General features: G+C 49.0%; 11 protein-coding genes. 3 read left to right on the top strand and 8 right to left on the bottom strand.

Annotated features, from left to right (window positions below):
• The first annotated feature begins 276 nt into the window (after positions 1-276).
• On the top strand, positions 277-1,227 hold the full coding sequence (locus JW814_02990) for a FecR domain-containing protein (protein MBN2070399.1): 951 nt from the start codon (positions 277-279) through the stop codon (positions 1,225-1,227).
• A gap of 35 nt (positions 1,228-1,262) precedes the next feature.
• Positions 1,263-2,906 carry a protein kinase gene (locus JW814_02985; GenBank protein ID MBN2070398.1) on the top strand — a complete coding sequence of 548 codons (1,644 nt, stop codon included), beginning with the start codon at positions 1,263-1,265 and terminating at the stop codon, positions 2,904-2,906.
• Between the two features lie 10 nt (positions 2,907-2,916).
• Here JW814_02985 and JW814_02980 read toward each other — a convergent pair whose 3' ends face one another.
• The gene (locus JW814_02980) at positions 2,917-4,005 is read right to left on the bottom strand and encodes a ketoacyl-ACP synthase III (GenBank protein MBN2070397.1); all 1,089 of its coding nucleotides are present in this window, start codon (positions 4,003-4,005) and stop codon (positions 2,917-2,919) included.
• Between the two features lie 466 nt (positions 4,006-4,471).
• Between JW814_02980 and JW814_02975 the strand changes: the two genes are divergently transcribed.
• On the top strand, positions 4,472-4,774 hold the full coding sequence (locus JW814_02975) for an RNA-binding protein (protein MBN2070396.1): 303 nt from the start codon (positions 4,472-4,474) through the stop codon (positions 4,772-4,774).
• A 163-nt stretch (positions 4,775-4,937) separates the two neighbouring features.
• Here JW814_02975 and phoU read toward each other — a convergent pair whose 3' ends face one another.
• The 7 genes from phoU to JW814_02940 all read right to left on the bottom strand — a co-directional run bounded on the left by phoU (position 4,938) and on the right by JW814_02940 (position 12,984).
• The gene (gene phoU / locus JW814_02970; GenBank protein MBN2070395.1) at positions 4,938-5,615 is read right to left on the bottom strand and encodes a phosphate signaling complex protein PhoU; all 678 of its coding nucleotides are present in this window, start codon (positions 5,613-5,615) and stop codon (positions 4,938-4,940) included.
• Positions 5,616-5,636: 21 nt separating this feature from the next.
• Positions 5,637-6,419, bottom strand: a complete 783-nt coding sequence (locus JW814_02965; protein MBN2070394.1) for a phosphate ABC transporter ATP-binding protein — start codon at positions 6,417-6,419, stop codon at positions 5,637-5,639.
• On the bottom strand, positions 6,416-7,762 hold the full coding sequence (pstA, locus tag JW814_02960; protein MBN2070393.1) for a phosphate ABC transporter permease PstA: 1,347 nt from the start codon (positions 7,760-7,762) through the stop codon (positions 6,416-6,418). The genes JW814_02965 and pstA overlap by 4 nt, the downstream gene beginning before the upstream one ends.
• Positions 7,763-8,923 (bottom strand): phosphate ABC transporter permease subunit PstC, encoded by a 1,161-nt coding sequence (locus JW814_02955; protein ID MBN2070392.1) that lies wholly within the window; start codon positions 8,921-8,923, stop codon positions 7,763-7,765.
• A 42-nt stretch (positions 8,924-8,965) separates the two neighbouring features.
• Entirely contained in the window at positions 8,966-9,808 is an 843-nt protein-coding gene (locus JW814_02950; protein ID MBN2070391.1) for a phosphate ABC transporter substrate-binding protein, read from the bottom strand.
• A 94-nt stretch (positions 9,809-9,902) separates the two neighbouring features.
• On the bottom strand, positions 9,903-11,003 hold the full coding sequence (locus JW814_02945) for a putative porin (GenBank protein ID MBN2070390.1): 1,101 nt from the start codon (positions 11,001-11,003) through the stop codon (positions 9,903-9,905).
• Positions 11,004-11,205: 202 nt separating this feature from the next.
• Entirely contained in the window at positions 11,206-12,984 is a 1,779-nt protein-coding gene (locus tag JW814_02940) for a HAMP domain-containing protein (protein ID MBN2070389.1), read from the bottom strand.
• Between the last annotated feature and the right edge of the window lies 1 nt (position 12,985).

Raw genomic sequence — 12,985 nt, 5'->3', positions numbered from 1 at the left:
ACCCTCACCGCAAAAGACAGACGGATTTTACCAGACCACCGTAAAGACAGTCAACAAATTGTATCTTCCCCATCCGCTGATCCTGCCTCGGGTTACTATTTGAGACCTGATCGATTTCGGGGGTCATCAATTATCACACCCTGCGATTTCGCCCCCTGAAAAAAAACAGCAACTTCGCAAGTATCTTTTTGTATTGAATATATAGAGCTATCCCTTATAATCGTCGATGAAACGGGGAATATCATCATATACGTTTTCTGAAAGGTCGGTAGAATCATGAGTAAGACCGTGATTGTCCTGTCAGTGATATCGATTTTCCTTTTATCGGTTTCCGCCGGAGCAGCTCCCGATCATCCCGCAGCTATCCTTCTCTCTTTCTCTGGAGATGTCACGGTCATAAAAAACAGCGGGGAACTGATAAGTGGCTCATTCGGCCTGGGACTGGTCGCCGGGGACCGCGTCAAGACGGGTAAAAACTCTGAGGCGGAGATCCATTTTGAAGACGGGACCTGGATCGAGATCGGCCCGAACAGCACCATGCAGGTCAAGGCCTCGAGAGTAGAAGAAGCTTCACATACAGATATCGGAAAAGACGGATTCAAGGTCGTCCAGAATTTCCTCAAACTGAAGAACGCCAAAGGCACGAGTTCCATAGCGGCGCTGAGATCGGTCGAAAAAGAAATAGAACTCCGGGCAATCTCACCGGGCCAGACAAGGATCCGTACTCTGAACCCACTGTTCAGATGGGATCCACCGGATCAGGAAACTGAACTGTTACTGGTCCTCTATAGCGATGAAGGGATCGTATGGAAAGAAAAGGTCAGAGGATCCGACAGGATTGAATATCCTTCCGGCGCTCCCCGGCTTAATCGCGGAGAATCGTATTCATGGACCCTGGAAACGACAGATCCGTTGATGTTTCCGCCTCTTAGAAGTAAAGCCAATTTTTTCGAGATCATCTCCGAGGAAGAGAACAGTGAGATAGAGACGGCTCTCGGCAGGATCATCCTCGATCAGCTGCCGGGAAAAGCATCATATCATATTATCAGGGCAAGTCTTCTTTTCGACCACGGTCTCACGGAAGAAGCGATAGCCGAGACGATCATGGCGACAGGCGAGGATCCGGGAAATATGGCCCTGCATTCGATCCTCGCGAGGTTGTATACTGAAGTCGGCTCCACCGAGGAAGCCCTTGCCGAGTATGACAGGATTCTTGAAATTCATTAATCTCACAAGCATGGCAAAAACAACTGGCAGACCGGATGGATAAAGAAATAATAGGCGGTTTTAAAATTAAAAGCATCATCGGTCGTGGAGGGATGGGAACAGTCTATCTCGCCCGCGACGAGACGCTCGACCGCGACCTCGCCATAAAGATCCTTAACTCGACAGACCTGGGGCCGGAAGGGAAAAAAAGATTCCTTCACGAGGCAAGAGCCTGCTCGAAGATCAATCATCCAAATATAGTAACAGTCTATTCCGCCGGTGAAGAAGACGGAGAATTGTATATGGCGATGGAACTTCTCGAGGGATCCACGCTGAAGGATATCATAGAGACGGGCCCGCTTCCATGGAAACAGGCCGCAAGCTGGACTATCGACTTGCTTAGCGCCATGAAGAAACTCCATGACGCCGGCGTCATACACAGGGACCTTAAACCGGAAAATATCATCGTCTCGCCCGACAAAAAATTAAAACTGATGGACTTTGGAATCGCCAGGCTGGCATCGAGCGAAACGATATCGATCGACGGCAGTACGATGGGAACTGTCTTCTATATGTCTCCCGAGCAGGCAAGCGGCTCGGCGACAGACTGCAAAAGCGATATCTTTTCCCTGGGCGTGGTCCTCTATCAGATGCTGACCGGAGTCCTTCCTTTCCCGGGCGAACATCCTGTCGCGGTGATGTACAATATAAGAAGCGAACAACCGATTGAGATCGACCGCTCTTCGATAAATATTCCAGACAGGCTGGTCGAGATCCTTGATAAAGCGATGGCAAAGGAACCAGGCGAGCGATATGAAGACTCCGCAGATTTCAGCGAAGCCCTTTCAACTCTGCTGGAAAAAGAATCGGCCGGCCTTCGTCTTTCTCCGGAAGCAGGAAGAAAAAGAAGTATACCCCGGTTTATGCTGCCTGTAATTTTCGTGATGATCCTCGGATTGTCGATCAGCTATTATTCTCTCAGGCAGAACAGCCCCAGTGGAAACCGCCAGCTTGCGCTCAGCCTCAACGAGAAAGCGCAACAATTCGAACGCGACAATGACCTCTCCGGGGCGAAAATAGCATACAGGGACGCGATTATAGCCGATCAGCAGTGGGAGGTGCCATGGAATAACCTCGGTGCTCTGGCCCTTCAGGCGGGCGACCTCGACGAGGCTGATTCACTGTTCAGAAAAGCGGCCGCGCTTAACCCTGAATATGCTCCCACCTTCTATAACCTCGCCACAATATCCTGGGACAGGGGCGACAGTGAAGAAGCCGCGAGGTTCTTCAACAGATCTATAAGGATCGATTCTTTGTTCTACGGAGCGTACAATAATCTCGGAGCCCTCTATATAGAGAAAGCAAAGATTGAAGAGGCGGGTAATATCCTTGATACGGGACTCGCGATGTGGAAGAAGCATCCCTCCAGGCTTCTTGATCTGCGCGCCTACATGCTGAAGAACCGCGGGATCGTCGCGATGAAGACCGGTGAAAGCGGCGCTGAGGATTACTGGAAAGACGCCCTTTCGATCCTTCCTGAAAATATCGAGGTCCACAGGCTTCTCGCCCTCTGGTATGAAAACCGCGGTGAGATCGATAAAGCGCTTTATCACTGGAGATCAGTATCCGATTCCGACAGGAGTGAAGAAAGAACCGAAGCGATCAAGGCGCTCGAACGCCTGTCACCAGATCGACCCTGAAAGTGGATAATCAAAGATCAGGGACTCTGTAGACCAGCGAATTTACGTTCATGCCGGCTCCGACCGAAGCCATGACATACGTATCCCCCCCGCGCAGCTTATGGTCGTCGAGATCACCCTTGTATAAAAGATCGAGGATCGTAGGTATAGTAGCCACTGAACTGTTTCCAAGCCAGGAGATCGTCATCGGCATCACAGAAGAGGGGAGGCTTTTGACCTTGTACATCTTCGCGACCCGTTTGAGGATAGCTTCGACCATCTTGCCGTTCGCCTGGTGAAAAAGGAACTTGTCGATCTCTTCTATCTTCAATCCTATTCTATCTATGCATTTTTTTACGACTTTCGGCACTGTCATCAGGGCATACTCGTAGACGCTTCTTCCGTCCATCTTCAGAAAGAGTCTTTTCTTTTCAAAATCGCTGCGGTTTGATTTGCCCATGCTGAGGTAATACGCCTGTTTGACCGCGTCCGTCCTTGAAGAATGTGAAAGGATACCGGCAGGTTCACTGCTTCTATGGCCTTCGAGAACCACTGCTCCAGCTCCGTCCGAATAGATCATGCTGTCGCGGTCATGCGGATCTGAGATCCTCGATAGCGTTTCGACGCCTACCACAAGCGCTTTTCGCGCGTCGCCCGAGCGGATGAAATAATCAGCCTGGATCATCCCCTGAAGAAACCCGGGGCATCCGAATACTACATCGTACGCCACCGCGTCCGGGTTTTTTATTCCAAGCCTCTGTTTTACCCTCGACGCAAGGCTCGGCACTATATCGAGACTCTGGCTGTCTTTTTTCACATCGCCGAAATTATGGGCGAGGATTATATAATCCAGATCCTCACCGTCTGTCCCTGAAGAATCAAGAGCATTCTTCGCCGCCGAATAGGCTATATCGGAAGAGACCAGATCATCACTGACATACCGTCTTTCGATTATATTGGTTATTCTCCCGAAATCATCGATTATCTCATCGTTATTCTTTGTATATTCCTCACCGCTCGGATCAAGAAATTCCTTTTCAAGGAAGTTTTTGTTTGAGATCTTCGTAGAAGGTATATAGCTGCCTGTCCCAGTGATGACTGAATATATTCTTTCGCTCAATTCCCTCTCCTTACAATCATCCCCGTACCACCCCAGTGAAACGGGTCTTCGGTAAAACCGGACCGCCATTGACTCAGCACAACCTTTTTGACGGTACTGTTACTAACAGAATCAATCCCGGCAGGCCGGAAGTCAATCTAAATTTCCCGGGAAAGGGTCCAAAAATCTTTATCAACGGCTTCCTGGGGCAAAAAAACGGGATTCAACGACAACTGAATCGCCCCGATTTCAGCCATTTCTTCATATCCTCAAATATTGCGAAAAATCGCATTTTGTGGTTGTTTTCTGGAATAATTTTATTATATTCTCACCGAAACGGATGGATTCGGGAAGGATTTAGATCAGTTGACCGAAAAAGATGAACGACACCTATCTAGTTGATCTTCTCTATTAGGGGACCTGTTACTATTCCGGAGAAATATCTGTTTGGTTGATATTTTTATTTAGGGCCTATCAGGAGGCTGTAATGAAGATCTACGTTGGTAACATTTCTTTTAATACGGAAGAAAACGATCTCAGGAAAGTTTTCGAAGAGCATGGTTCTGTTGATTCAGTAACGATTATCACGGACAGGGACACTGGCCGTTCGAAGGGTTTCGGCTTCGTCGAAATGCCGGACGACACTGAAGCACAGGCCGCGATCGACAGCATGAACGATAAAGAGTTCATGGACCGCACACTCAAGGTCAATAAAGCGCGCCCTCGCACCGATAATCGCGGTGGCGGCGGTGGCGGCGGCCGTGGCGGATTTGGCCGTGGCGGATACTAGAGCACAGGCTCGATAATAACCGGGTGCTACAGATAGGGTGGCACACGCCGGTCAAAATAAAAAGGGAAGCTGGTAGTCCAGCTTCCCTTTTATTATTTCACCAGGTCTGATCCGCTCTGACCGATCCAGTCAGACAACCGGCGCGATGGAACCTCCATCGAGTCTATTCGGTGCCTGTAAAATAATCCTCCGCCTTGTGGCGGATTATCTCCCCTTCGATCATGTAGATCACATCTTCAGCGATATTGGTAGCCTGATCGGCAATCCTTTCAAGATGCCTTGATATTGAAAGCTGATGTATCAGGTATTCGACATCTTCCGGCCTGTCCTTTATATCCTGGTGGATACGCAGGAAAAAATCCCTGTTAAAAGTATCTACGATCTCGTCCATCCTGCAGACTTCGTGAGCAAGCTGGGAACTCTCCTGCACAAGCGCGTCGAGGCTTTTTTTGAGCATTTCCCTGACTTTCGTCGTCATATCAGAAAAATCATAGAGCGATTTCTCCCTGCCGCTCATGGCAAGATAGAGAGCTCTCTCGGCGATATTCACTGACAGGTCCCCGACTCTTTCGAGATCGTTATTGATCTTCAGGACCGAGATGATCAATCTGAGGTCGATCGCCACGGGTTGGTACAGGGCGAGTACTTTCAGACAGTCCTCTTCAAGCTCGACCTCCATCCTGTCTATATCGATGTCACCGTCGATGACTGCCTTTGCCAGATCGGCGTCTCGCTTTTCGAGAGACTTGACGGCTTTCGAGAGGCTTTCCTCTACAGTCGTGCCTATGATAAGTATCGATTTCTTCAGGTTCTCTATCTCTTTGCCGATATGTCTGGACATCTCGCCCCGACCTCCATTCTTCTATCCGAATCTCCCTGTTATATAATCTTCCGTCTGCTGCTCATCAGGATTTGTGAATATCTGGCCGGTCTCCCCGAACTCCACCAGGTCCCCTTCATAAAAGAAAGCTGTCAGATCTGAGACGCGGGCGGCCTGCTGCATGTTATGCGTTACTATAAGGATCGTATAGTTTCCCTTCAGTTCATCGATAAGTTCTTCTATCCTTGCCGTAGAACGTGGATCAAGCGCTGAGGCCGGTTCATCCATGAGGAGGATCTTCGGCTTTACCGCTATGGCCCGCGCGATGCAGAGCCTCTGCTGCTGTCCCCCGGAGAGTCCCAGGGCATTGTCACCGAGCCGGTCTTTTACCTCATCCCATAGAGCAGCCTGCTTAAGGCTTTTTTCCACTATCTCCGAAAGTCTCGATCTGTCCCTGGTCCCATGGATCCTCGGACCGAAAGCGATATTGTCGAAGATGCTTTTTGGAAAAGGATTCGGCTTCTGAAAGACCATCCCGACCTCTTTACGAAGAAGGACGACATCGACTCCCTGTGAATAAAGATCCTGCCCCTCCAGGTTAAGGGTCCCCTCTGCACGGCATCCCGGTATCAGGTCGTTCATCCTGTTGACAGCCCTCAGAAAGGTGCTCTTGCCGCAACCACTCGGACCGATGATCGATGTCACAAGTCCTTCAGGGATCTTAATATCGACCTTCCTGACAGCCTCGTTCTCTCCGTAGAAAACTGAGAAACCTTCTGAAGAAAGCAGATCTTTCTTACCGGGAAATTTCATTGTTCCTGTCATCCTCTCAACCTTTTCGATATCCTGGCCCTCATAATAATAGCCGCCAGGTTCAGTAAAAGTACCATGATCACAAGCGTGAAGACCATTCCATACTGCACGTGCCTGATCTCGTCGACCGCCTCGTGTTCAGTGGCGAGATTGTATATATTCCAGGGCAGAGCAGGAGTCGGCTGGGAAAAAGTCTCGAATAATCCGAGAGGTTTCCCGACGCTTACCGCAGCTGTAAAGATTATCGGAGCTGTTTCACCTGCCGCTCTTCCCAGGCTTATGATAGTGCTTGTAAGTATTCCGGGCATGGCCGCGGGAAGGATGACAGTCATAATTGTATACCACTTTCCGGCTCCGAGGCTCATAGATGCTTCTCTGTATCCCCTCGGAACGGAAAGGACGGCTTCCTCTGAAGCTCTGATAATCGTTGGAAGAATGAGTAAAGCAAGCGTCATCGATCCTGCCAGAACGCTTTTTGAACTTGAAACATGCATCGTATTAATAAAGAAGGCGAGCCCGAAAAGGCCGAAAACGATGCTGGGAACACCGGCAAGAGAGCTTATACATGTCCTTAAAAGACTGACGAACCGGCTTGTTCCGGCGTATTCCGCGAGATATATCGCCGTTATGATTCCCAGGGGTATGGCAAAAAGCATCGCTCCTACAGAAAGGTAGAAGGTACCGAGCATCTCCGGCCATATCCCGCCGAAAAAATGAGCGTCTTTCGAAGTATCAAAAAGGAAACGCCAGTACAGGGTCAATTCCGGCTTCATCATCTTTTCTATATCAGCTTCAAGTCTTCCGAAGATCGGCTGAAGAGAAGTTCCGGCGAAAAGATCCTCTCTTGGCGTCTCCACCTTTCTCCCCATCCGTGAATCGTCAGAATAGTCGTAACTTTCTACATAAAGAAGATGGTGAAGCTTTACAAGGGTACGGTCCCATCTTGTCTGCCCATATTGTTTTCTTGGCAGAACATTACTTTTTTCTCCCGCTCTGGGACCAAGCAACTCGGTTATCAGTTTCTTCAATTCGGTAAGATCAGATCTGTATTGTCTTCTGAAGGCGCTTCCCGACTCCTGCATCTCTACCTCGAAAGAATCTATCAGGTCATAGACCGGCTGCCGCGCTATCATCGCTTCGCGCAGGTCTCCGGCAAGATCACTGGTTTTTCCCCGTCCGAACTGTTCGCGCTGCATCTTGCGGTACTCTACCGTTCCTCGAAAAAGAAAGGCTTTTGAACCACGTATGATGATAGGCTGAAGAAGGATGACAAGCGATACAGCCATGATGATAATGGCGAATAATCCGACTGAAGTGAATGAACGATCGAGAAGTTTTCGCGTCCCTACGTCCATCTACGCCACCCTCTTCCGAGATCTTCGCACTATCATCTCGCTTATAAGGTTTGATACGAAAGCTATTACAAGAAGACACAGAGCCATCGCGAACAGAACGTGATATCTCGCCGATCCGGTTACATGGTCTGCTTCCCCCATATCGCCTGCTATCGTAGCCGTCAATGTTCTGACCGGTTCGAGAAGGTTGAACCATGGTTTCGGTATCCTCGACGCGTTACCCGAGGCCATCCAGACGACCATCGTCTCCCCGATCGCCCTCATCACGCCGAGAATCACTGCGGCAGTGATCCCGCTTTTTGCCGCCGGCATGACGACCTTGAGAAGTGTTTCAGCCCTTGTCGCGCCGAGGGCGTAACTTCCTTCTCTAAGCTCTCTCCCGACCGCGTTGAGGGCATCTTCAGAGACCGAGACAATAGTAGGCAAAGCCATAATGCCGAGGACGACCGACGCGTTGATCGCGTTTGTCCCGCTCGATATCACGAGTCCGTTGAGAAATAAATAAATCCTGCTGACCACAAGGAAAGCAAAGGCCGCTGATCCGGAAGCGATGATTATCCTCGCTGCCAGTCTCATCCTTCTGCTAAAGAGGTTGCTCAGCAGATCGCTGACAACGATGACAAGGATGATATTTAACGGCACCAGTACGATAAGTGCCCCGACGGATAACAGTGAACCGCCTTTTTCCTGAAGCATCGGAGCGAAGATCACCAGCGCGAAAAACCCGTATACGACAGAGGGGATCGCAGCCAGCATCTCTATGACCGGTTTGACGATCTGTTTCATCGAAAAGGGAAGTATATCACTCAGGCAAAGGGAAGCAAGCGCGCCGACCGGCACGGAAAAAAGCACCGCTCCCAGAGTCACGAGACCGCTGCCGACAAAAATCGCCAAGGCACCGAACTCGGCGGTTTCTCTGGATGGATACCACTTCGTACTGGAAAAAAATTCCCTGAATCCCTCGAGTTGGAAAAAAGGCACCGCATCCCTGATGATAAAATAAAAGATAAACAGAAGGGCGATAAGGGAACTCGAAGCGACAAGGACAAGTATAGAATGGCCGATACGGGAGCCTATCATCCTGATACGCTTTTTCCTGGCTCCCATCAGAAGGCGGCTCCCGAACTCCCTGTTCTCTGAATTTATCCCTGCTTCGGCCATCTACTTTCCCTATACGCGATCTGATCCGCGTGACTTTTCGGCCTAGTACTTCGTTACGGGTATATAACCGATCTCTTCGATTATCTCCTGGCCTTTCGTAGAGAGATAGAGCGTTATGAAGGCGTGAAGATGCGATCCAAGTTCAGGATACTTGTTCGTAAACATGAAAAGCGGCCTTGATACAGGATAGACACCCGAAGATATCGTGTTACGATCAGGCATGATACCATTGATCTTGAGCGCCTTGACGGTACGATCCACGAAACCAAGTCCCGCGTAGCCAATCGCCGCGGGAGTGCTCTGCACTCTCTGGCGTACAGCTCCGTTGCTGCCGACATACTCGGTATTCTCGTAGATCTTTTCCTTGTTCATCACGAGATTCTCAAAAGTTTCGTAGGTTCCGCTGTTCGTTTCACGGCTGATCCTTACGATCTCGACGTTCGGGCCGCCGACATCTTTCCAGTTGTTTATTTTTCCCGTGTAGATATCCCGCACCTGCTCTACCGAAAGATCCTTCACGGGATTGCTCGGATGTACTATTATCGGCAGCCCATCAACCGCTATGACATGAGCTACCGGCATTCTGCCCTTATCCACGGCGGCGCTGAATTCATTCAGCTTCATGAAGCGGGACATGTCCGCGATATCGCACATGCCGTTGATCAGGCTCTTCGCTCCATTACCGCTTCCTGATTCACTTACCGTGATGTTGACATCGTTATGAAGGGACATATAATACTCGGCGAACGCCTTGGCGATCGGCCCCACAGTGGTCGACCCATCGATGATGATCTTCTCCTCGGCGAAAGCGCTTCCTGATATCAATCCTGCCATCATGACGATAGCGAGTGATAAAAACGACAGTTTACTGAAAAACGATCTCATTTCATTCCTCCTTGTTCCATTTATAATCTCTCACCTGGATTAACGTTTCATTAGGGAATTGTTAATTTTTTGTTAGCATTTCCCTCCATTAAATCTAGAATTTAAGAGCCAGGTCGACCATCAATCTCCTGTATTCGATCTCTTCATCTATACCCTTGTTGTTCAGGAATAAACTCACACCCATATCGACCTTCTCGGCAAGTCCGTAACCGAACCCAAATTCAAATCCGTTACCGTCAGTGCCTCCACCCCTGAAATCAGAGTCGGTAAAGGCGCCGATCACAGCATTATCTTCGACTTCACGATAATTAACGGCTAGCTTCAGGTTACCCTTTCCCTTTCCGCGTTTTATCGTTGTTCCAAAGAGATACCCCTGATCAAGATCGTCAGCAGCTGTATTGGTGACGTAATTAGCATAAAGCAAAAGAGCCGTTTTGTCCAGTTTGATCCCGAATTCGCCAAGGACTTCGAATTCGTTGAAATCACAGGCATAGAGAAGATCACCCCCGTCAGCTATCGCCGTATTCCCGAAGGCGTCCTCACTGTCAAAAAATACGGGCGTTACCTCAGCCTCGATGTTGTAATCGTAGTATCCCGCTCCGACGATCACGTGAAGATTGTCAGCAGGCTTTACCTCGAGCACTCCCTGAGCTCCAGCCATCCAGTAATCATCAGATGAACTGTTTTCTTCGACATAGAAGAAACCGGTGCCAAGCATCACTGTCACCTTATCATTAATATCACCTTCAAACCTGGCTGCGAGTCCCTCGGGATTAAGATCCCCGTCCCATATCAACTCGGTCTTCTGTACCTTCTCGAAGGGGAGTTTCATCTTTCCCCCGATAAGATTCAGCCCCTTGACGGCGGTCGGGTGATAATCGAAACAGGCAAGATCGAGATTCCATCCCTTGGTCGACCAGCCGCTATCGAGAGTCTCGTTGGTCGATACCGGATCGTCTGAACCACTGGCAAATCGGAATCCGACCGAGATCTCTTCGCTTATCATCGCCGAGACCATCAACCTTGCCCTTATTCTCCATCTTGTCCGATCCTCATCCTTTGACTCGTCCTGAATCAATTCGTGACGATGCCGGAAGTCCCCGCTCAATTTGATATTGTCAAACCAGTTGCCTGATTTAGACGCGACAGGCAACATCAGAATCAAGACTGCCATGGCAAGGATATTTTTCCTCATTATTTCACCTCTTCCTTAAAAAGACTGCGACGCCCGGCTCTCCGGACGCTAAAATTTCCTTTATATTTCCGACCAGCCATTATTTATACTCCCGGCCCGGTTCATTTACGGTACTGCTTTCAGAGACCTCGGCAGTGAATATAGATACGACGCATTAGCTGCTTATTAGGGAAAAGTTAGAAATTTATGAGGATGTGGATTATCAGGATGAAAGAGGAATCTCGATTTTGAATATGCTTCCCTTGCCGGGCTCGCTCTCCACGGAAACTCTTCCATCGTGGACCTGTACGATATGTTTTACTATCGAAAGGCCCAGTCCCGTTCCGCCCAACTTGCGGCTCCTTGCCTTATCTATTCTGAAGAACCTCTCAAAAAGTTTCAGGCTGTACTGCGGTTCAATACCACAGCCCCGGTCGATCACGTCTATTACGAGCCAACCGTTCTCTTTACAGGCTTTTACGGTCACCTTGCTTCCTTCTCCGCTGTAATTCAACGCGTTATCAAGAAGATTGATGATCGCCTGTTCAAGAAGCGCTGGATCAACCATTGCCACCAGGTCATCCGGGCAATTGACTTCTATGATTATATTCCTGGCGTCAGCTTTGGAAGAACAAAGGTGCCTTGCTTCATCTATGACCTTTCCGATATCTGTCTTCTCGAACCTTATCTCACCGGATTCCTCCTCTTTCTCCACCTGCGCCAGCATCAGAAGATCAGCTATTATCCTTTTCATGCGATCAGCCTGCCGGTCGATTATCGCAAGGAATTTCCTCGTATCGGACTTGTTCTCGATCGCGCCATCCATAAGAGTCTCTACAAACCCTTTTATCGCTGTAACCGGTGTTCGCAATTCATGGGACACATTGGCGACAAATTCACGCCTTACATCCTCCAGCTTCTTTATTCTGGTAACATTGTTAAGAGCTATTACCGCGCTGGAGCGGTTCCCGTCGATACTCATCATCGTGACTCCTCTTGCCTGAACAAAAATATCGGTTCCATTATTATTGATGATAAAATCAACCTCTGCAGGCCCGGAGCCACCAAGAGTGTCAATGACAAATTTCTGAAGCTGCCTGTTTCTTACCAATTCCTGGATACTTTTGCCAACCGCCTTATCGACAGAAATACCTAGAAGTTCTGAGGCGCCCGGGTTTATCCTGATAATCCTCTCATTCCTGTCGACGACCAGTAGCCCTTCCGGTATAGCGGAGAAAACAGCATCCTGTTCACTTTTCTGAAGCTCTACCATATCGATCCGGTCACTCAGCGATGAAGCCATGTTGTTGATGACTCGGGACAGTTCGCCGATCTCAGCCATTCCATGCGCAGGGATCCTGTAATCGAGGTCTCCGGAATCGAAATGTTTTATGCCTTTTTTCACTTCCTCGATTGGAGAACTTATTCTTCGGGCCGCGAAAACACTCAACAGACCGGCGATCATTGCTGTAATTATCCCCGCCATAAAAAGGTGTTTGTACATCGTCGACAGGCTGCCTTCGATCTCTGTAAGTGGAATCGAAGCCCTTACCGTGCCTTTTATCTCTCCACCCACGTCAAGCGGTATGGCGACATAAATAAAATCCTGGCTAAGCGTAGCGCTGTGCCTTTTCGAAACTCCCGTAGAACCTGACAGCGCTTTTAATATCTCGGGCCTGTCAGAGTGATTTTCCATTCTGGCAGGATCATCCTCTGAATCTCCGATCACTCTTCCCTTCCGGTCAATCACAGTTATTCTCATGTCCGATCTCTCCCCATAGATATCACAGAGTGAATCGACATTTGTCACGATCGGACCTGACATGAGATCGGCAAGATGTAATTTAACCATTATCGCCCGTTCTTCGAGGCTTCTGGTAATGTCTTTTTCGTGGAAATCCCTGACCGCTTTTGACGAATACCATGAGACCAGAATCAGGGAAAACAAGATTATCAATAAATAATAAGGGAGAACATGCCAGATTATGCTCTTCTTCTTCATC

The organism is Candidatus Krumholzibacteriota bacterium, from assembly GCA_016932415.1.
Lineage (GTDB): Bacteria > Krumholzibacteriota > Krumholzibacteriia > Krumholzibacteriales > Krumholzibacteriaceae > Krumholzibacterium.
This window is presented reverse-complemented; position numbering and strand designations above follow the sequence as displayed.

Bases quoted from the DNA above. Each gene is read 5' to 3' on its own strand.
- JW814_02990 (MBN2070399.1), top strand. From the start codon at position 277: ATGAGTAAGACCGTGATTGTCCTGTCAGTGATATCGATTTTCCTTTTA.
- JW814_02985 (MBN2070398.1), top strand. From the start codon at position 1,263: ATGGATAAAGAAATAATAGGCGGTTTTAAAATTAAAAGCATCATCGGT.
- JW814_02975 (MBN2070396.1), top strand. From the start codon at position 4,472: ATGAAGATCTACGTTGGTAACATTTCTTTTAATACGGAAGAAAACGAT.
- phoU (MBN2070395.1), bottom strand. From the start codon at position 5,615: ATGTCCAGACATATCGGCAAAGAGATAGAGAACCTGAAGAAATCGATA.
- JW814_02965 (MBN2070394.1), bottom strand. From the start codon at position 6,419: ATGACAGGAACAATGAAATTTCCCGGTAAGAAAGATCTGCTTTCTTCA.
- pstA (MBN2070393.1), bottom strand. From the start codon at position 7,762: ATGGACGTAGGGACGCGAAAACTTCTCGATCGTTCATTCACTTCAGTC.
- JW814_02955 (MBN2070392.1), bottom strand. From the start codon at position 8,923: ATGGCCGAAGCAGGGATAAATTCAGAGAACAGGGAGTTCGGGAGCCGC.
- JW814_02950 (MBN2070391.1), bottom strand. From the start codon at position 9,808: ATGAGATCGTTTTTCAGTAAACTGTCGTTTTTATCACTCGCTATCGTC.
- JW814_02945 (MBN2070390.1), bottom strand. From the start codon at position 11,003: ATGAGGAAAAATATCCTTGCCATGGCAGTCTTGATTCTGATGTTGCCT.
- JW814_02940 (MBN2070389.1), bottom strand. From the start codon at position 12,984: ATGAAGAAGAAGAGCATAATCTGGCATGTTCTCCCTTATTATTTATTG.